The sequence below is a fragment of the Microcoleus sp. AS-A8 genome (genome assembly GCA_039962225.1).
Taxonomy (GTDB): Bacteria; Cyanobacteriota; Cyanobacteriia; order Cyanobacteriales; family Coleofasciculaceae; genus Allocoleopsis.
Window position 1 is genome coordinate 41,686 of record JAMPKV010000029.1, and the last position, 20,352, is coordinate 62,037.

Annotated in this window: 16 protein-coding genes; 8 read left to right on the forward strand and 8 right to left on the reverse strand. The window is 47.0% G+C overall.

All coding sequences use genetic code 11. The features are described 5' to 3' along the window. Positions 1-38: 38 nt before the first annotated feature. From NDI48_27940 to NDI48_27950, 3 genes are all read right to left on the reverse strand, one after another. Positions 39-1,580, reverse strand: a complete 1,542-nt coding sequence (locus tag NDI48_27940) for a serine/threonine protein kinase (protein MEP0834999.1) — start codon at positions 1,578-1,580, stop codon at positions 39-41. Positions 1,581-1,917: 337 nt separating this feature from the next. Further along, positions 1,918-2,364, reverse strand: coding sequence for a hypothetical protein (locus NDI48_27945; protein ID MEP0835000.1), 447 nt, complete (start codon positions 2,362-2,364; stop codon positions 1,918-1,920). A gap of 181 nt (positions 2,365-2,545) precedes the next feature. After that, positions 2,546-3,727, reverse strand: coding sequence for an anhydro-N-acetylmuramic acid kinase (locus tag NDI48_27950; GenBank protein MEP0835001.1), 1,182 nt, complete (start codon positions 3,725-3,727; stop codon positions 2,546-2,548). Positions 3,728-4,511: 784 nt separating this feature from the next. On the opposite strand from NDI48_27950, the gene NDI48_27955 reads away from it, so the two are divergent. The 3 genes from NDI48_27955 to NDI48_27965 all read left to right on the forward strand — a co-directional run bounded on the left by NDI48_27955 (position 4,512) and on the right by NDI48_27965 (position 10,004). Continuing rightward, positions 4,512-4,784, forward strand: coding sequence for a peptidoglycan-binding protein (locus tag NDI48_27955; protein MEP0835002.1), 273 nt, complete (start codon positions 4,512-4,514; stop codon positions 4,782-4,784). A 720-nt stretch (positions 4,785-5,504) separates the two neighbouring features. Next, positions 5,505-5,963 carry an NADAR domain-containing protein gene (locus NDI48_27960; protein ID MEP0835003.1) on the forward strand — a complete coding sequence of 153 codons (459 nt, stop codon included), beginning with the start codon at positions 5,505-5,507 and terminating at the stop codon, positions 5,961-5,963. A gap of 492 nt (positions 5,964-6,455) precedes the next feature. After that, positions 6,456-10,004, forward strand: coding sequence for a GAF domain-containing protein (locus tag NDI48_27965; GenBank protein MEP0835004.1), 3,549 nt, complete (start codon positions 6,456-6,458; stop codon positions 10,002-10,004). 45 nt (positions 10,005-10,049) lie between these two features. Here the strand turns inward: NDI48_27965 and NDI48_27970 are convergent, their stop codons facing one another. Continuing rightward, positions 10,050-11,903: a caspase family protein gene (locus NDI48_27970; GenBank protein MEP0835005.1), complete on the reverse strand. Its 1,854-nt coding sequence runs from the start codon at positions 11,901-11,903 to the stop codon at positions 10,050-10,052. A 225-nt stretch (positions 11,904-12,128) separates the two neighbouring features. Here NDI48_27970 and NDI48_27975 point away from each other — a divergent pair, with 225 nt between their 5' ends. The 3 genes from NDI48_27975 to NDI48_27985 all read left to right on the forward strand — a co-directional run bounded on the left by NDI48_27975 (position 12,129) and on the right by NDI48_27985 (position 13,925). Next, a complete protein-coding gene (locus NDI48_27975) occupies positions 12,129-12,941 on the forward strand; it encodes a hypothetical protein (protein MEP0835006.1) in 813 nt (270 codons plus the stop codon). Between the two features lie 93 nt (positions 12,942-13,034). Further along, positions 13,035-13,208 carry a 50S ribosomal protein L32 gene (gene rpmF, locus NDI48_27980; GenBank protein ID MEP0835007.1) on the forward strand — a complete coding sequence of 58 codons (174 nt, stop codon included), beginning with the start codon at positions 13,035-13,037 and terminating at the stop codon, positions 13,206-13,208. A 123-nt stretch (positions 13,209-13,331) separates the two neighbouring features. After that, positions 13,332-13,925 (forward strand): sulfite oxidase-like oxidoreductase, encoded by a 594-nt coding sequence (locus NDI48_27985; protein MEP0835008.1) that lies wholly within the window; start codon positions 13,332-13,334, stop codon positions 13,923-13,925. Between the two features lie 151 nt (positions 13,926-14,076). On the opposite strand, the gene NDI48_27990 is transcribed toward NDI48_27985, so the two are convergent. From NDI48_27990 to NDI48_28000, 3 genes are all read right to left on the reverse strand, one after another. Further along, entirely contained in the window at positions 14,077-14,268 is a 192-nt protein-coding gene (locus NDI48_27990) for a hypothetical protein (protein MEP0835009.1), read from the reverse strand. A gap of 159 nt (positions 14,269-14,427) precedes the next feature. Then, positions 14,428-15,807, reverse strand: a complete 1,380-nt coding sequence (locus NDI48_27995; GenBank protein MEP0835010.1) for an aldehyde dehydrogenase — start codon at positions 15,805-15,807, stop codon at positions 14,428-14,430. A 38-nt stretch (positions 15,808-15,845) separates the two neighbouring features. Beyond that, on the reverse strand, positions 15,846-17,123 hold the full coding sequence (locus tag NDI48_28000; GenBank protein MEP0835011.1) for a hypothetical protein: 1,278 nt from the start codon (positions 17,121-17,123) through the stop codon (positions 15,846-15,848). Positions 17,124-17,236: 113 nt separating this feature from the next. Here NDI48_28000 and NDI48_28005 point away from each other — a divergent pair, with 113 nt between their 5' ends. Together NDI48_28005 and NDI48_28010 are read left to right on the forward strand one after the other, a co-directional pair. Next, positions 17,237-18,241, forward strand: a complete 1,005-nt coding sequence (locus NDI48_28005) for a hypothetical protein (protein MEP0835012.1) — start codon at positions 17,237-17,239, stop codon at positions 18,239-18,241. Positions 18,242-18,327: 86 nt separating this feature from the next. After that, complete coding sequence (locus tag NDI48_28010; protein MEP0835013.1) at positions 18,328-19,833, forward strand: CHAT domain-containing protein; 1,506 nt, start codon at positions 18,328-18,330, stop codon at positions 19,831-19,833. A 93-nt stretch (positions 19,834-19,926) separates the two neighbouring features. On the opposite strand, the gene NDI48_28015 is transcribed toward NDI48_28010, so the two are convergent. Continuing rightward, positions 19,927-20,268, reverse strand: coding sequence for a circadian clock KaiB family protein (locus NDI48_28015; protein ID MEP0835014.1), 342 nt, complete (start codon positions 20,266-20,268; stop codon positions 19,927-19,929). Positions 20,269-20,352 lie beyond the last annotated feature (84 nt).

Genomic DNA, 20,352 nt, shown 5'->3' on the forward strand with positions numbered 1-20,352 from the left:
AAGGGGGTTTGAACCTGCAACCTTCGACTTTTCAACCCTTAGCCCGAAATATCAGTTGGAGAATCGGTATGAATGGCTTCTAGCTTCAGCAGAATTTTGGGCTTGAGTTTCTCAAATTCCTGTTTTAGAATCCTTTTAGTTAACTGAGATTGACCAGAGGATACTGAAGTTTGACTCGAATTCGCCCAATCTTTCAGCAATTTGCATTGAGCAGGGGCAATATTTGAGGTCATCACTTTAGCACATTGATGGGGTTCTGATAGAGCAAAGAATAAGAGACGGTAGCTTCCCGCTTCTCCTAAGAGTCTCACCATTTTCTGACCGATATCGGTTTTAAGGTCTAGGTAGCAAGGAAGCCAACGAGCTCCGTGTTCGCGGTTATGCAGGACAGTAATCCACAGTACGATTGGATGGGGCGATGGTAAAAAGAGGAATTGGTTGTAGCGCGTACTAACCAAACGGTCTTGAATGTCTTTTTTGTTGAGCATCACCCAAAGGGTGGCTAAAGGTTCATTGTTGGCTTTAAGGATATGGGGAAAGACAATTGTCGCTTGGGGTTTGTCTTTCGGCCAGGAGGTTGCCCGACAAATTTCATCTGCTGAGCGACTGCGCTCCTGGGTTGGCGGATTAGGTGGAGGCAGCTCGTCCACCTTACCCCCCCATTCCCCAACCAGCTGTTCACCCCGCTTAAGGCATTCCTGTATAGATTTTAAGACTCGCAGGATTTCCTCGACGCTTTGAGGACGATGGTTGGGGTCTTTTGCCAGACAGCTAAGAACCAGCTTCTTGAGGTGTTTTGGTAATTTGAGGTCTGGATTAACCGATTCAAAGGAGCGAGGAGGGAACTCGTGGTGAGCTTTGTACCAGCCGCCGAAGGAATGTGTTTCGCCCAGAATGGGCATCTCGCCAGTCAGCATCTCAAACATCATCACACCCAGACTATAGATGTCAGAGCGTTTATCCAGTTCTTTACCCTCCATTTGTTCTGGCGAACAATAAGCGAGGGTACCCATAAACGAGTGTGTTTGATCGCCGTCGGATTGGAGAAGCTTGGCAATTCCAAAGTCGAGGATTTTGACTTTTTCTTCGAGAGAGTCGTCTTCGGGTTGAATAACGAGAATGTTGCTTGGCTTGATATCCCGATGAATGACTGGGCTGAGTGTACCATCCCGAACGATGCCCCTATGAGCTGTTTGCAGTCCCGAACAAATTTGGCGGGACATACTCAAAAACCGAGATAAAGCGAGGGGTTGCCGTCGAATGATTTCGCTTAAGCTATCTCCTTCCAGGTATTCCATGACATAGAAGGAAACCTCATTTTCATCTACGCCATAGTCCCTAACTCGAACAATGTGACTGCTTTGTTCGCCCAGCATGGCACAGATCGTTGCTTCCCCATAAAAGCGATCGCGCATTTTTTTGGTCAGCAAGGTCTGGGACAGAAATTTGACTGCAACGATGACTCCGCCCAGAAGCATATCTTTGGCTTGATAAACCCGACCCATAGCGCCTTTGCCGATCAGCTTGACCAGTTGATAGCGATTGGCGACTAAGCGACCATAGTTGGGGTCTGTTGTCATGATTTTGTTCTAGCAGCTTTAAGCAGTTGAATTAAAGATACCTAGTCAGCGATGTCTTGCTAAAGACGTGTTGGGAATTTGTCAAACCAAAACCGCCGTGCATGATCTACGATCTTTCGCCTTTCTATTTTCTTTCTTGCTTGCTTCTGCCATCGATGGATTTTTCCCTGAAACAAGAGGCGACAAACTTAGCAAGATTAGGCGGCTAGTGTTCTAGCACGTTAACAGTTTCATGTTTTCCGAACAAATGGTCGTTCAAGACACATCTATCAAGTCGTTGCCAATAGAGTTATTCCATTGAGTCGAACTCACCCCAGAGTCAACTGGAAACATCGCGTTACTCTGGCTGACGTTCTAGAGTGGCCTCCATGGTGCTGGTCAAATAGTGACCCGCCATGATCCCACTGGACAGATAGTAGGTATTTTCATTGAGCCGATGGCTTGTTTCAAAGCCGCTACGGCGGTGGCGATCGCCTAATACCCAGTAACGTTGAACAATGGATTCTGGAGTCACCCAGCCTTCGCCTTCCACATGTCCTAAGACACTGTGTTTTAAGACAAAGGTATACTGCCGTTCGCCAGCGTCAAGACGCCCCCGATACTGAAAAGATATATCCTCGCGCTCACTGTCGGGAAACACTAGCTTGGTGACCATGGTAAACCAATTTTCCCGACCCCAGGCAATGAGCGTCATACCTCTGACGGGAATTGGCATCCCATTGCGCTCCAGCCAATTTCCCTGGAGTGTCCAGCGTCCTGCCTCCAATAAAAAGGTGTGAGCCACGGTGTTACCCTTTGCTTATTATCTAATATTGCCTCTCTCATTCTCCGCACTCAGATCACTTGCAACCAGTAATTAGCGTAACTTCAACAATTGCCTCAAGCGGCATCAATGAGAATGAAAGGCAGCAAGTAAATTTAAGTATAACCGGAGTCCTAGGGCATACAGGGAGGTTTGTCTAAGTTCACGCTCCAAGAGGTGGATAGACATTCCCTAGGAGTACGGCTGAGTTTGCTCCAGTTACCTTGGGGAGATTACCAGGGATACCGAGATTACGCCAATAAGCCAAAACAGCAAAAGCGATCGCTTCTTTCAAATCTGCACTCACTCCTGCTTCGTCGGTTGTTAGCACCGGTATCGATCCTAGCTGATCACTTAAGCGTTGTTTTAAGTAGAGATTGCGGCTTCCACCCCCACATAAAAGGACTCTCTGGGGCATCTGGGGTAAAAAGTTTTGGTAGCTCATGACAATTGACCTCACCGTCAGTTCGGTCAACGTTGCTAACAGATCCGTGGGTGTCAAGTTATACGCCTCGCCTTCTGCCAAGCACTGGTTAAAGTAATCCCAGCCAAACAACTCCCGGCCTGTAGATTTCGGCGGCGCTATCTGGAAAAAGTCTTGACTGAGCCACTGTTCTACCAGCGCATCACAGGGAGTGCCACTGGCTGCCCACTTTCCATCTTGGTCGTAAGTTTGGCTACCCCCCGTGAAATGCTGCATAGCTAAGTCCAAAAGGGTATTACCTGGCCCCGTATCCCAGCCGCAAACTTTATCTATCCAGTCACCTTGACGCAAGGGTAGGTATGTCAAATTGCCGATACCACCAATATTTTGAATACATTGGTGCTGAGTGGGCGACGAAAGCAGGTAAGCATCCACCTTGGGCACGAGTGGGGCACCCTGTCCTTGTGCCGCCATGTCAGCCGCACGGAAATTGCTTACCGTCTTGATACCCGTCAGGTGGGCAATGAGTTCTCCTCGTCCCAGTTGGAGAGTGTATCCCAGGGAGGAGACGGGGAACGTTTCGACCGCTTGTTGCTTCCCCAGTTTCACAGGTGGGCGGTGATAAACAGTTTGACCGTGGGAGCCAATCAGGTCGGCTGGGGGATGACCCGTCTGTATTTCTTGTGCCGCTTGGGCAAATTGAAGGGCGATCGCATCATCTAACTCTGCCAATTCTGCCATTGAAACAGCCGCACCAGCGCAGACTTGCAGAATTTGCTCTCTGAGCGTTTCTGAGTAGGGATAAGTTGCACCAGCTAACAGCTCAATTTTTAAATCAACATCAGTACCAGTAATTTCTACTAAGGCGGCATCAATTCCATCCACCGATGTGCCGCTGATTAAGCCGATTACGAGGGGCATAGAATGTTATTTCTACTGGGTTATTGGGTGTTTTCAGCTTATCGGAATGAAGGCGCGATCGCAAAAAAATAACGCTCCGGTTCCTTAGCGACGAAGGAGAGAACCAGAAGACTCCTCTTTTATAAGAAGATGTTAGCGAAAGAATAACTCTCACGCTTGTAAGGACTTAGATTATTCTTTTTCTGGTGAATAACCTGTAAATCAACGCTCCTCGGTGTAGCCATTGAGCTGAGTTTTAATAATTTTAAATACACACGAAACTCGTGCGTGAACCTTGCATTTTTTGAAAAAAGAGATAGAAAATTAAAGTTAGTCTTCCCAGGAAGAAAAGAAGGATGCCATGAAGAAGTTATTTTCTAAGATTTTTGCATAAATCGTCAATTGAAGGGTGATATGACTATAGCACCCTTGCAAAGATGGACTCAGGTTAATGCTTTATGTAGACTCAGCTCTTACACTAAGTCTTTTTAATCCTCCCCAGCCCTTTCCTCCTATGAGATCCGGTTGAGCAGGGGAGGGAGTTAGATTCTCCCCTTAATCAGCCGGAACTCATACGAGCAGGTTAGGGGGGTGATGCAAGAAGTGAGTAGAGGCATTTCAAGCTATTTTACGGCAAAAAAAATCACTTACTGAAACCGACGGCTCGCCCTACACGTCATGCTGATCACATCCCCTCAAACAAATTTATTAGCTTTATGCTAAATTTCCCTGATGGAAGGAAGGACTAGAGCCGTCCTCTCTCCTAACTGAAATCAGTAAAAATCTAACTCAAGGAGGATTACAAATGCCGACAGCTTATATGTCTCAAGCCCCTATCAAAAAAGCTTCCCTGAAGCTTCCAATTCTGCGTCCAGGCAGTTCTGGTAGTACCGTGAGAGTTCTACAGCAGTTACTCAATTTTAAGGGCTTTAACCTTGAGATCGATGGCGAATTTAATTCGCCTACCCAAGAGGCGGTGAAAGAATTTCAACAGATGAACGGTTTAGGGATGGAGGGAATTGTTGATTCCCAGACTTGGTATTATCTGAGTGCCGGATTGCTGCCACTAGAGTGTTGATCGGTCTTTCCTAGAAATGTGGCATGGGATAAGCACCATTTAGTTGACTTGGTGGCTAATGCATTTGACGCTTTGTGACACCAGGAGCATCTGCCACGCCCATGTAATCTCCTCTCCTTGGATGCTATCGCTCCCAATTGTGCGAACACTAGGGAGTTACGTCTCATGCTAGCGCCAAAGGTTCGTGGCGGCGATTTCAGAATACAAGATGTTCTTTGTGAAGTGCTTCATCCCTTCGAGCAAGCCCATATGACATCTTAAAGTCTAAATCTATAAATTTTTGCCTGAGAAAATTTAGCTCACGGCCTTGTTTTGCCTGTCGGGGTGAGTGCTGAAGTCATTTCATCTATCACTAAAACGGGTTTATCTACCAACACTAACTCTGGAAAAATTGGAACCAATACATAGAGATCAGGGGGCAACGCTGCATCGCCTTCTATCTCTAATGCCTATGGATCGTTCTCCATCACCCAAAAATCCCCATCAAGATCGTTGACAATTCGCCTAAAGTAATATCCAATTAACCCAGTCTACTCATGACAATTCCTCATCCCAATCCTCTGGTTGGTCATTGCTTTGGCGGAAACTCTTGCCATCGCTCAATATTTAAATAACAGGAAACTTGTCTCGACCCTCAGGCCACACCGACTCATAACACCTCGAATCCTTTGAGGGGTCGGTAGAATTAGAGCGCCCTTCTGGATAGCTGTATATTTTGCCATGACAATTTATTTTTATAAAGTGAGTGACCCCTACGGCTGCTTTTCCAACTTCTCTCTTCACCCGATTGAGGTGGGGGGATTATATTGGCAAACTGTGGAGCATTACTATCAAGCCCAAAAATTTGTCCGTACTGAGAATGAACGATTGATCCAAGTGATTCGAGACGTGAAAACACCGATGGAAGCGGCTCAAATAGGACGAGATCGCACCCTCAAACTGCGTTGTGACTGGGAAGAGGTAAAACGGCAAGTGATGTGGCAAGGGGTTTTGAGCAAGTTTCTCACTCATACCGATATTCAGGTTATTCTACTTGATACGGGTGAAGAACTGATTGTCGAAGACTCTCCCACCGATTACTACTGGGGCTGCGGTCAGGAAAAAACAGGTCAGAACCAACTGGGTCAGATTCTCATGAATGTTCGTCAAGAAATTCGGCAGCGTCTGTCCAGAAAATAAATTTTTCCCAAAAGGCAGTGAGGAGGAATCTGGAGACGCGAGCCTAGGTAAATTTCGCGTTCTGAGCCTTTTTAGGATTCGGTAAATAGAAGTTTTCACGTCTAAAATAGGTATTATTACCGTCGGCTCGTCGACTGAAACCTTGTTCGGGATCATGTCTTATGCATGAATAGTTGAATAACCCTCAATGCGATTCCATCTAGGATAGCTCCACTTTCTCTAACCAATGAGGCGATAGCTTATATGTTCTTCAGGCGGCGACCCTATAGCCTTAAACCCAAGAAATTAGAGGGAAACCTTAACTCTTGGGGATTGTTGAAGAAATTTCAAAGAGCGCTCATATCGGCTGAAATTGGATAGGATTCTCTGTTCTTACAAACCTCTTTGTCTGCTTTGAAGTTACCCAATGCGGATAAGCAGAAATAATCGTACATCTTTAATCGATTCGTTGGGTGCATAACGACAGAAAAAAATTTTATAGAGATTAGGACAGTGCCACAGCCAGAACTAAGCCAGGAAGATTTGCTACGCCGAATTACCAATCGGATTCGCCAATCTCTGGAATTGGAAGAGATTTTAGCAGCGACTGTTGCTGAGCTTCGTTCATTGTTGGGAACTGATCGGGTCATCGTTTATCAGTTTCATGCATCTGGCAGTGGAGAAGTGATGGCTGAGTCGATTCAAGACAATTGTCTTCCCTCCCTCAAAGGGCTAAACTTTCCAGCCGATGACATTCCGGAAACAGCCCGCCAAAAGTATATCGAGAAGCGTCTATGTTCCTTCGTGGATGTGGGATTGGGACGGATTGGTTGGTTACCCATTGATTGCTGTATTACCAGCGAAGAGACAACACCCCTGGAGGAACTGGTTGAATATTGCCCTGTAGACTCTTGTCACGCCGCCTATCTCACGGCGATGGGGGTTCAATCTACAGTGGTTTTGCCGATCGTGCATAACAATATCCAGTCTCCACACGCCAAGGAACAACTCTGGGGACTATTGGTATGTCACAGCATCCAACTGCGTGTGATATCCCGACGGGAACTACAAGTGATGCAGTGGGCGATCGATCAGGTTTCCATTGCGATCGCTCAGTCCCATCTGTTAGCGAAAACCAGGCAACAGCACTTTGTGGAAGCAACAACGAACCGAGTTGCCACGCTGTTGCATTCTCTACCAACGATTGAGCTTTCTGCTGCACTCGAAGAAACGGTCGCCGCCCTCCAAGGTTGTGGCGGCAGACTCTACATCGCCCCTTACACCACCGATGATAAGGCGGAAGTGTTGACCTGTGGAACTCAACTGGCACCTCTGACTGGAGAAACCGAGAGTTTCATCGAACAGCATCCTGTCTTTACCGCCTGGGCGTCCTGCCAGGAAGAGAACACCCTCTTACTCGCAGAACGAGGAAAACCCGGAGAGAATTTCCCAGCCCAACCTGGGAACCCCCGCATCGATTCATCACCCACTCTCAGCGCCAAAGGACTGCCCTTCTTCCCAAGTTGTTCGCCGCTAACCGTGAGCAATTTGTATAGTATTCCTGATTGGCGCACCCTCACCCCAGCCTTCCGCTTCACGACGATTCGAGGAGTCCTCGTGATGCCTTTGTATTATCGCTCCTCCTTCCTCGGCTATCTCAGCATTTTTCGTCCCGAAATCGATACGGAAACGTTGTGGGCGGGACGCTTTGATCCTAGTGAAAAACAACGGCTTCCCAGGCAGTCGTTTGAAGTTTGGCGCGAGTTAAAACGGGGTCAGGCCAAGGAATGGACACGTCAGGACATTGAATTAGCAGTCGCCTTAGGTCATCAATTTGCCATGGCGATCGAGCAGTATGAACTCTATTCTCTGGTGCAGTCCCTCAACGCTAACCTGGAACGCCAAGTCGAAGAACGCACGGCAAAGTTACAACAAGCGCTGGAACAGGGGCGCGCTTTGGAACGAGTGACTAGCCAAATCCGCAGCACACTCGATCTGAACACGATTCTCCAAACCATTGTGCGAGAAGTGCGCTCCCTGCTCGATACAGACCGAGTCGTGATTTACCAGTTTGCTGATAACGCTCAAGGTACAGTGATTGTCGAGTCGATTAACGGCGACTGGTTCTCTACTTTAGGTGCAAGTGACCCTCATGGGTACTTTCTAGAGACACAGTGTCAACCGAACAAACGAGGCAAAGTGCGCGTGATTAGCGATGTCAGCCGTGCCCCCCTTCCACCGGCTCAGCGAGAGTTTTTGCAGCGTTTCCACATCCAAGCCGCCTTAATTGTCCCGATTGGAATGGGGGCTTATCATTCCCAAGATATTTTTAGCTGTACCTGTACTCCGACAAGCCCCCAGAAGAATCAGGGGGAACAGCCCCTGTGGGGATTCCTGATTGCCCAAGAATGTCATGCTCCGCGTAGCTGGCAAGCCTTTGAGATCGATCTACTCCAACAATTGGCTGACCAAGCGGCTGTGGCGATTCAGCAAGCTGAACTTTATGAACAAAGCCGTACTGCTGCCGCTACAGCGACGGCGCAAGCCAAACAACTGGCGATTGTTGCCCAACAACAACAAGCCTTATTTGGCGTGATTACCAAAATTAGAGAATCCCTAGATGTCAAAGCCATTTTCAAGGCAACAACTACAGAAGTCCGGCGGCTACTCGCGGCTGACCGGGTAGCTGTGTTTCGCTTTGCTCCTGAGTTTGGCTACGATCACGGAGAAGTAGTGTCTGAAGACATTCAAGCCGGATTGCCTGAGGCGAACCGTAACATTCAAGACTACTGCTTTGGGGAGAAGTATCGTTCTGGTTGGATTCAGGCCATTCCTGACATCTACAATGCAGGTTTAAACGACTGTCACATCAAAATTTTGGAGCAGTTATACGTCCGCTCGACGCTGATGGTGCCACTGCCCAAAGGGGATACACTTTGGGGATTGCTCTGTATCTATCAATGCACGGGCTCACGTTATTGGGACACTTCGGAAATTGAGTTTGCTCGACAGGTTGCAATTCACCTGGGTATTGCCTTACAGCAAGCAGGATTATTGGAAGACAAAGAGCAACAGGCAGCAGAACTTCAGTTCACTCTTGAGAATCTCAAGCAAGCTCAGACTCAACTCATTCAAACGGAAAAGATGTCCAGTTTGGGTCAATTGGTGGCGGGTGTAGCGCACGAAATCAACAACCCCGTCAACTTTATCTACGGCAACCTAACCTACACCAATCAGTATGCTCATGATTTGTTGAATCTGCTTCATCTGTATCAGAAGTATTACCCGACTCCAAACCCTGAAGTTGATGAGTATGCCAAGGCAATCGACTTAGACTTTCTCCAAGAAGATTTACCCAAAATCTTGGCTTCGATGAAAATTGGCTCGGAGCGTATCCGCAACCTCGTACTTTCTCTGCGGAATTTCTCCCGACTGGATCAAGCGGAGATGAAGCCCGTTGATATTCATGAAGGCATCGACAGTACGCTGTTGATTTTGCAACATCGCCTGAAAGGAAAGCCCAATTATCCGGGTATTACAGTGGTTAAAACCTATAGTGAATTGCCAATGGTTGAGTGCTATGCTAGTCAGCTCAATCAGGTATTCATGAACGTTCTAAGTAATGCCATTGACGCTCTAGAGGACTATCATACCAGTCGCATAGCTGAGGGAATGAAGATTCATCACAGTCAGATTACGATCTCGACTCGTGTCAAGCCAGTGGACTTAGAGATAAGAGGAGACAGGAATCGAGAAAATTCGCCATCCTCCTTACCAACGTCTTCTCACGTTGTCATTGAAATTGCCGACAATGGTCCTGGGATTAATCCAGCGCTGCTCTCGAAAATCTTTAACCCCTTTTTTACAACGAAACTTATTGGGAAAGGAACCGGTTTGGGTCTTTCCATTAGTTACCAAATTGTGGTGGAAAAACATGGAGGCAGCTTTAGATGTGACTCCCAACTCGGACAGGGAACCCAGTTCCGGATTGAGATTCCGATACAGCAGCCAAAACCCACCCCAGAACGCCCTTTGCTGACGAGCGAACCGCTCCGGGGATAGTTGGATTTTGCAGGCTAGGATTTTTGGCTCCACTCCCCATGCCGATTAACGCTTGCCTTGCTGCCACTTGGCGATCGCTACTTTAGCCGCCTCCGCAGAGGGGGTGCCGGCTGGAACTAATGAGGCTGACTGAATCGCCTCTTGTAACTTCCCTCGCGATGCCCGCGACTGAGCGATTAAATAAATAGTACGGCTCCATTGAGCGGTTAACTGTTGGGCTTCGCCATACCCCGGCTGCTCCGGCAAAATTGGACGCAGGGTGGTAATAGCGCGGCTATAAGATGAGGCTTGATTGGGTTCAATTTGTTGTTTAGCCTCTTGGATCAGGGTTTTGTTTTGCTGCTGTTGGGTGGCAAGAACTTTCCATCGGTTAATTGTCTGCTGCGCTTTGCCATAAACAGACGGGTCATCTTTGGGAACCAATTGAGCCGCAGCGATCGCTCCCCCCAAATTTCCAGCTTTGGCTCGTCCCTCTGCTAAATCCAGAATCACCCCACTCCAACGCGTAATATCTCGCCGCGCCTTTGGATACAGGGGGTCGCTCGGTTTAACCTGACGCGCTTGAACAATGGCCTTATTAAATAAAGAGGCTTGATTCGGTCGGAGCAAGTGTCTTGCCTGATCTAATGTTTCTTGATTGGCTTGAAGACGACTTGGCTGGCCTGTCTGGGGTAATGCAGTTGTCGGATTAAGGGTGCCTTCCGCGTCTGTCTGAGGCGAGAGTGGCTCTGTTGCCGGGGATGAGGTACTCGGTGCGTCTTTCACCGTGGATGTCTCGACAACTGGCTGATCGGTAAAAGCATCTCGGTTGCGGAATAGTACACCGACAATCATCAGCGCTAAAACCAGGACAGCACCGCCTCCCCAAAGGAGCAGTTGTTGCCACCAGCGTGTTTGACGACCCGCCGCTTCAGAGGAATTGGTTGTATAGGGAACCATCGCCATAGGCATTGATTCCGTCTGATGGGTGGTGGTTACTGGGATTGAAGAGGTATTCGTGGGTGTCTCTAAAACCGAAACCACACTGGTTGGTCTAGGGGTGCCGATTCCGTTGTAGGAATAATCTTCCTCGGCGTCTTCAGCGTCCCATCGGGTTGCAGACCTAAACGTCATAGAATGGCTAACTGGATTCGGCTCAAGCCCTCGTGAGTAATAGGTTGTAGGCCAAATCCGCTGTTGTTTATTGGTTTGGGGTGGAATCACGAGCAACGGCGTTTGAATCGGTCGCCAGTGGTGCTGGCTCAACTCCGGTAGGCGATCGCGCAGATACTGTTCCAACTTCTCCAACGTCGTGTCCGTGTGATAGTAGGTCAAGGCTTCTAAAAGTGTCGTCGTAAATAAGCCATGACCCAGTCCTGCCGCTTCGTGGGAAAATTGGTCGAGTTGGCTGGAGAGCACGAGGACAATTCCCATCTGGCGTGCTAATTCTACGAGTTCCGACCCAACAGGCGCACCGGCTTGCAGTCCAGGTGAGCGGTTGATGTCTAAGAAGACGAGGAGGTTTTCATCGCCTTGAGCCTTGAGGGAGGCTAAGAGACTACGCGCAGATATGGCGGTTCCGGGAATATCTTTTGGGTTAGCGTCAATGGGTAAAAAGTAATCAACCTGTTCCCAACGGACACCATAGCCACTGAAAAAGAACCAACGCCAATTAGCTGAATTCCCTGAAGTCGGGCTATTCCTCTCCAGAGCGGACAAAATATTGTCCCGGGTTGGATAACTGGACTGGTTACCCATCAAACGCGATGTGTCACTTAACAACAAACACTGGTTGGATGGCACCTCAGCTTGATTCATCCAAAATTGCCATATCGCCTGTGCATCGGCTTCCCCATAGTTGAGAGGGGGTAAAAACTGATAGTGATTGATGCCGATTGCGATACAAGCGTGATTTGCCATATGCTCTTGTTTTCAGCTATTTGATGAGGTGATTAGATCGGTTAGGTTTGGCATTTAATTAAGATGCCCTAAGTTTATAGCGAATGCCAACCCCAAAGAGCTAATCGGTCTATAGTCTATAATTTTTCCTTTATCCTATAGATGAAATTTATTAATCAGGGTATTTATCATCAAAAATACTCACGCAAAACGCTAACGTTCAAGACTAACCAGGGAGTGGGGCGTATGTTTAAATTTAAACCGAGGTTTGTCAATCCTTTGTCAGCCATTTCTGCGCCGCTGAAGAAGGCTTCTGACGAGTTTTTTCCAGCTATCGCTCACAAACAGATTGCGCCGTTGAGTTTAATGGCAATATTAGGTCTTGTCAGTGTCAGTTGGCTGACGACCTCTGTAGTCGCGCCGCCCAGCGCCCAAGCTTACACCGCTCGTCTGAACGTTGTCCTCACCCGTGAAACTGGCGAATCCTTCCAAAGCTTCCTGCGTCGTGCCGAGGCTGTGGCTAGGGCAGCCGCTCAGCGCAGCTTTGACCGAGACATCTTGGTGACAGACGTAGCGGTGACGCTGATGGGGCAAAATAATGGTGCGATTGTCCCGCTATTGTCCTTAGAGGTCACCCGCCCATCTTGGAGAAGCAGCCCTGATCCCCAGCGTTGGATCACCTACTTCCCCAATACCGACACGCTACTGGGATTTGACCCGTCTTCGGAAGACCCTGGAACTCAACCCGGAGGAACCCCTCAGCCCATGACAATGCCATCCCCAAGCGCTACCCCGACGCCACAGACCCCGACTGGCCCCAGAGTCATCGAACTCCCAGGTGGAAACCGCCGGATTATCCCAGCCTCTCCCCCTGCTAACACAGCACCACCCGCCGCCCCTAATCAACCCGCCGCACCTAATCAACCCGCCGCCCCTAATCAACCCGCTACTCCAGCTTCACCTGCTGCGCCAGCCGCTCCGGCTAATAACCAAATCCCTGATATTCCCGGCGCACCCATCCAGCGAGTGCCCCTGCCGCCTCCCCCTTCTGGGCGCTAATCATCTAGCCTAAGGAACTAGCCGCTTCAAGCCGGTCAAACTTCTGGAGGCAATCGCCTAAAATGGAAAGGTTGTCAAAAATTCTGAACTGACATGGCTGTTCCTAAGAAGAAAACCTCGAAATCGAAACGAGACAAACGCAAAGCGACTTGGAAGCGCAAGGCGGCACTGCAAGCTCAAAAAGCCCTGTCTCTCGGCAAGGCCGTTTTGAGTGGACGCTCTTCCTTTGTTTATCCGACCGAAGAGGAACAAGAGGAAGAAAGCTAACACTAACAAATGGAGAGTCGGCACAGGCTTGGGGGGTCTTTTTGTTGACGTAAATTTTGCCCTGATGGCAAAATTCAACGCTACGGTGTGATTAGTACCCATATCACTATCTCTACTGGAATCATGATAGGGAAATTCTTCCGTAAACCAGAATCAGATCAGAACGAACGCGTTCCTCCCGGTCAATACCTCACAAAAGGTTTCCCCGTGCTGACTTATGGTCAGACCCCCCAAATCGACTTCCAAACCTGGGAATTTCGCGTCTGGGGCTTAGCCCAACCCAAGACCTTTAGCTGGTCTGACTTTATGGCGTTGCCCCAACACGATTTCACCGCTGATTTTCACTGCGTGACACGCTGGTCAAAACTTGATGTGACATGGACAGGCATCAAAGTGACCGATTTTATGAGCCTAGTAGAGGTCGATCCCAAGGCCACTCACGTCATGGAACACTGCTACGGTGACTACACGACGAATATCCCCCTCGAAGATTTTGTGCGGGAAGAAAACTTTTTTGCCCACACCTTGTTTGGAGAACCACTCCCCGCAGAGCATGGTGGCCCCCTGCGCTTAGTGGTGCCCCATTTATACGCCTGGAAAAGTGCTAAATGGCTCAACGGCTTAGAATTCCTCGATCACGACGAGTTAGGGTTCTGGGAGCGTAATGGCTACCACCGTCGAGGAGAGCCTTGGGCGGAAGAGCGCTACAGTTTTTAAGGGAACCGTTGTCGTGGTTTTGCCGTGAAAGCACTGGGGACTGGGTCTGTAGTGAAAATATCCCAATCCCTAATTCGACAGGACTTAGGGCAAAACTCTACTTGTAGGGTGCACCGCAATGCACCCTACGCTGCTGTTTTCGGGTTTCCCCTTAGCAGTGGATTAACTCACGGGACTGTTGCTTGACTCGACCATAGGTAGTGGCTTGTTGCAGTCGAGTTAAAGCCTCAATATCATCTAGGTCGTACCGAACCGCAAACATTTGTCGCAGTTGCTCTTCGGTTTGTACGGTTAGATACCCGGATTGAAGCACCTGATAAACAATCTCACGAATCGTAGACATGACGCCTGTTCTTGTTGTGTTCTCTTCTTTCTAAGAAGTATCGCGTCTTTGAGGGAAAGAAGCTGTGATTCTGTGGATTGAGCTAGGTGATAGTAGTAATTAGTTCTAAGTGATTAAAAGATTTTTTTTTAGTGATTCAAATCACTAATGCATGTATATTTAGCTCAGCAACCTTTTCAATAACTTGAGCTTGCCTTGATAAGGAGGATACCTTAATTTTAAATCTAGCAGAAAAGAGCGATTGAGTAAACTTTTTTGATGTGAAAACGTCTCAAAGCTGGCCTGACCGTGATAACGACCCATACCACTACTCCCCACACCGCCAAACGGCAAAAGGGGAAAGGCTACATGCAGAACAGTATCGTTGATACAAACACCGCCAGAACTGGTTTCCTGTAAGACTCGCTGTTGATGTTGCTGGTTGTGGGAGAAAAGGTACAGCGCAAGGGGTTTAGGTCGAGCTTTGATGAGTGCGATCGCTTCATTCAAATCAGTGTATTCAAGAACGGGTAAAATGGGGCCAAAGATTTCTTCTTGCATGATTGGCGCGTTCCAATCCACTTGATCAATAACGGTGGGAGCGATGTAAAGGTTTGTAGAATCGGTATCACCGCCAATGATAATTTCACCAAAACCGAGGAACTTACAGAGGCGGTTAAAGTGATGTTGGTTAATTATTCGGGCATAATCAGGACTGGTGGATGGGGTTGCTCCATAGAAGTCTCGGATACATTGTTTAATGTGTCCCAATAAATTGGATTTAATCTTGTGATCGACTAACAAATAGTCAGGCGCAATACAGGTTTGACCCGCATTGAGAAACTTCCCCCAAACAATTCGTCTTGCTGTGTATTCCAACTGAGTTTCAGCATCTACAACGCAAGGACTTTTTCCACCCAATTCTAAAGTCACGGGGGTTAGATGTTTAGCCGCGGCACTCATGATAATTTTTCCGATTTCAGTGCTACCCGTAAAAAAAATATGGTCAAATTTTTCTTCGAGTAACTCTTGGGTAACTTCTTTCCCACCTTCCACGACAGCAATGAAAGATGGGTCAAAGTATTTCGGTATTATTTCAGCTAACAGATGAGACGTATGAGCGGCAATTTCTGAAGGTTTGAGAATTGCACAGTTTCCCGCCGCGATCGCACCGATCAGAGGAGATATGATTAACTGAAAGGGGTAGTTCCAAGCACCAACAATCAGAACAACGCCTAATGGCTCAAAATAAACCTTGGATGAACCGGGTAAGGCAATCAATGGAGTGTTAACCTTCTTGGGTTTGGTCCAAGATTTGATATGCTTAAGCGCGAATTTGATTTCTTCTAGGCAAACTCCTACTTCAGTGGCATAAGCGTCATATTCAGACTTGTTTAAGTCGGAATGTAAGGCTTGTGTAATAGCTGCCTCATTTTCTAAAATTGCTTGTCTTAAAACTTTTAATTGAGCAACTCTAAAAGAGATATCTTTTGTCTGATTTGCGTTAAAAAAATTGTGCTGTTGACGAATAAGACTAGCCGTCGATGCTTGTGTCAGCATAACTCTTCCTTAAAAAATGTAGTGATATTAAACTGAGTCTAAGCGATCCAGATATGCTGGGAAAATCGTAACGCAAAGTTGACCAGTACAATTGTAAAAAAGACCAGGGTAGCGTATCCCCAACGAGGATAGCGTTCGAGTAAGATACCCAGCGCGATCGACAGTGAAACAATACCATAGGCGTAACGCTGAGCAGATGCCGCACCACCAGAAGCCATGATTAATGTTAAGGAAGAAAAACCATAGGTGAGGACAAGGAGTTCCAGTTGAGAGCGTAAGTGCCATAACAGGTAAGCACCACCGAAGACTGAAACAAAAAGAATTAACGCATCACCATCGAGCAGCCATAACCCAAACCATAGGGTGCAAATGCCATAGAAGACGATGGTAGAACTCAACTTTTTGCGAAAGCGCCACAGGAAATAGGCGCTTACCACAATCATCAAAAAGAGTAACGGATGCCAGGGTTCTACAATCGAGCGCTGCTTTAAATTGGCCATGCCGATCACCATTCTAATCAAGTCTCTGCGCCAATCTTTCCAATTAATCCCGGCGGTGTCTCGCCATGCTCGCTGAGCATGAACAAAGGCTAAGGGGTCTCCAAAATGAACCCCACAATATAAGATAAATAGAAGCAGTCCGCTGAGTGCAAACACACTGGTTATGTAAGCTTGTACCGGACGACGTTCTCTCCATGCCACAATCAGAAATGTGGGGATCAGCGCCACTGCCGTGACGCGAGACGCTGTGGCGATCGCACCCCAGAGAGTTGCCCAGCTATAATGCTGCTGAGCGAAGGCTCTTAAAGCGGCGGTACTGAACAACAGAAACAGCCCTTCCGTGTAAACTACACTCCCGAATAGAGAAAGCGGACACCAAGCTAAGACTCCAGTCGCCCACCGAGCGATGCTTTTACCATGCTGCTCCTCAACCCAACGGTAAAGAACGATCAAAGCACCCAAAAACGCGAGATTGTTGACGAGGGTACCTGCGGCATCGAAGGGTAACCCCAACATCATCACGGCACGAGTGAGCATGGGAAATAGAGGAAAAAATACAATGTTGTACTTTTGCTGGGCATCACTACCGTATTCATAACCCCCCGTGGCAATTGTCTCGTACCTGGGACTGTCTGAGTAAGAGAAGACGCTCCAATCAGCCGTGGGAACCATCCCTCCCGGTGGAGCCGGTAGCGAGGGGGCAATCACCAACATGGTTGCAGCAATAACTAATCGGCTCAGTAGCCACATGAGAGAACCAAAAAAGAGAGCATTCCCCCATAACGGTTTAGGGTGGCTGATCTGACTTCTAGGCATAGGCTTAAGTGTTACCCAATGAGTCAGGTTTTTGGCTTCTGAGTAGGTGGATACCTAAGCGTTGCCATATTCTTGAAGGATAATACTAGGACTCAAGAAAATTTTAAATATTTATGATTTCTTTTTTAGCTGTATTTCCTCCAGCTATAGTTTTTCAAATTAGTGATAGCGATGCTAGATTGTCGCCATCCCCTATTCCTCTGGAAACGTCACTACCCAACACCCTCATTTATCCAGATCAATTGCCTGTCTCGGCAACAGATGTTGAAGATTTACGGTACATCTCTGGGGTATTGGCTAAGTCGATTGTTGAAAAATCCACCATTGCTCAATCTCTCACTCAAGGGGGTACTAAACCTAGGTTAAATACAGAACCCTCTAGACGCGATGAGCAGCCGTTTAAACCCCAAAATTTACCGTTGGAATCCGTGCAACCCAACGCTCGTAAAGCAGCTTCAGCTCCCGGTATTTCTATCCTCACTCCTTCAGCTTATGGGCAGTCCTGGGGCAGTGCTTCTATCGGTGTGGGGTTGCAATCTCGGACTCGCTTTACCGAAAAAGCGGATGGAGTAGTGGGAATTGGCTTGGGTTTGGGAGATGCCCAAAAAACGGTGGGGTTAGATATCGGATTGACCTTTGTGGATTTGATAGGGAATACGGCTGAAGATGGGAGTGTTAGCCTCAAATTACATCGCCGTCTTCCTGAGGATTTGGCTGTGGCTGTGGGAGTCAAGAATGTGATTCGATTTGGTGCCACGGATAGTGCAACTGGGTATTACGGGGTTGTGACCAAAAAGTTTAGTTTGCAGGAGGATGTACAACAGCTGTTTAGCCAACTTTTTGTTTCTGCGGGTGTGGGCAGTGGGCAATTTCGTTCAGAATTAGATATTAGCGAAGATCGTAATTCAGTTGGAATTTTTGGGAGTGTGGCCGTCCGAGTAGCTGAACCCATCAGTGCGATCGCAGAATGGTCAGGTCAAGATTTAAGCCTCGGATTATCTATTGCTCCTTTTCGAGATGTTCCCTTAGTGGTTACCCCAGCCATAACCGATATTACGGGGAAGGCAGGGGACGGCAGTCGATTTATTTTGGGTATTGGTTATGGGATTTCTTTTTGATTAGTGGTTACTGGCTTCATGGCAAGTTTTGGCTCAAAGAGACATTCGGCTCAGCGGTAAATTTAATTCCAATAGAGTCAATTTTTATGAAATCTATTCGTTCTCTGATAATTATCTTTTTCTTGGGTTGGTTTTTGGTAATTTATTTAGAATCTGTCCAGGCTCAAACTGGCAATCAATCCGATACGACAGGACCCGATCCTCAAGAATTCATGAATCAATCGGATACTACGGGAAATGACCCCCAAGAAATCATAATTCCCATTAATAATAACAATAATAATAATAACAATAATAATAATTCTGCCAACAATGCAGCCGTCAAAATTGACCGCAAAGCTTTTGATAGCAACTTTGAAACGGCTGGAATTAACGAAGCCATTAATCTCTTTGAAGAAGCCCAAGCAGTAGAGTTTGGACAACATCTCGGTATCAACTTCTTCGGAGAAGTAGCTACGGCTCAAGAAATTTCTCACACTTTAGATGACCTGTATCGCCGAAGAGGCAGAAAATCAGCCGTCATTTATGTGGTTTCTCTAAAAGATCAACTGCAACTTATACTTATTTTTGCCAACCATCCACCCGTTCGTAAAATTATCCCGGAAGCTAACAGTGATATTCTGAAAAAAACAGCCCAAGAGTTTCGCTCTCAAGTAATGAATCGCGGCCAATCAACTGCATACAAATCTTCTGCTCAAAAACTTTATCAGTGGATTATTGCTCCTTTAGAATCCCTACTAGAAACTAATGAGATAGATGCCTTAGTTTTGTCCATGGATTCTGGCTTACGCTCTATCCCCATAGCGGCTCTTTATGATGGTAGACGGTTTTTGGTGGAGAAGTATAGTGTCTCTATCATTCCGAGTTTTAGCCTGACAGATACTCGCTATTTCTCCATTTTAAATCAGTCAATGCTGGCAGTCGGAATATCAAAAAGCACACAAGGGAAAGCTCCCTTACCCGCTGTAGCAACGGAAGTCTCGCTCTTGACCAATAATATTTGGTCGGGTCAAAAATTGCTGAATGAACAATCAACGATTAATAACTTTCAAGCTTTGAGTAGTCAAGATCGCTTTGGAATTATCCATATTGCGACCCATGCAGAATTTAAACCCGGAGCAATTCATCACTCTTATATTCAGTTTTGGAATGCCAAACTCCGGTTCGATGAATTACGGCAATTGTCGCAGAAATTGCAATGGGAGCAAGACCCTAAAGTAGAGTTGATGGTACTGAGTGCGTGTAAAACAGCCTTAGGAGATCAGGAAGCTGAATTAGGATTTGCGGGTTTAACGATTCAAACGGGTGTAAAAACGGCATTGGGTAGCCTTTGGTATGTCAGCGATGAAGGGTCTTTAGCACTAATGACTAAGTTTTATGAGCAGTTAAAAACTGCACCGATAAAAAGTGAAGCCCTGCAACAGGCTCAATTAGCCATGATTAAAGGGCAAGTTCGACTTGAAGATCGACAGTTACAACTCGATGAGGAAAAGCTGTTCCCCCTTTCCCCGGAGGTTGGAGTTCGTCAGAATATGAACCTTTCTCATCCTTATTATTGGTCGGCCTTTACTATGATTGGTAATTGGAACTAATATCACAAGGCTTAAGTATTTTCTGGCTTCATTAATACACCATCTTCATTGCATTTCGGTGACAAAATACCGAAAATTCACTTTCCCTAGAATTTATTGTTTCTCATCGGGATGACTTGTCCATCCCTCTATTTTTTGCACATTAAATCCCAGCAGAAGTTTTTCCTTATTCGATAAATCTCCAATAATTGTCTTGATAGGTTCAGGCAGTTTTCGGACCAACGTAGGAAGAGCCACAATTTGGTCTTGTTTAGCTAGCTTGGGATTTTCCAAAAGGTCAATCACTTCAATCCGATATTGACCGTGCAGGTATTCTTCACAGATTTTTTTCAGGTTGGAAAACGCCTGAATCGATTTAGGTGTTTGACCAGCTACATACAGCCGTAATTCCCAAACTTCTGGTTGTATCTGCTCGCTATTCTCTTGGACTTCCATTCTGTCCTCCTTTAACGTTTTCCGGATGAGTGTGAGGTTAGTTACACTCAAACCAAAAAATTTTCATTCTTGCTGTTGTTTGTT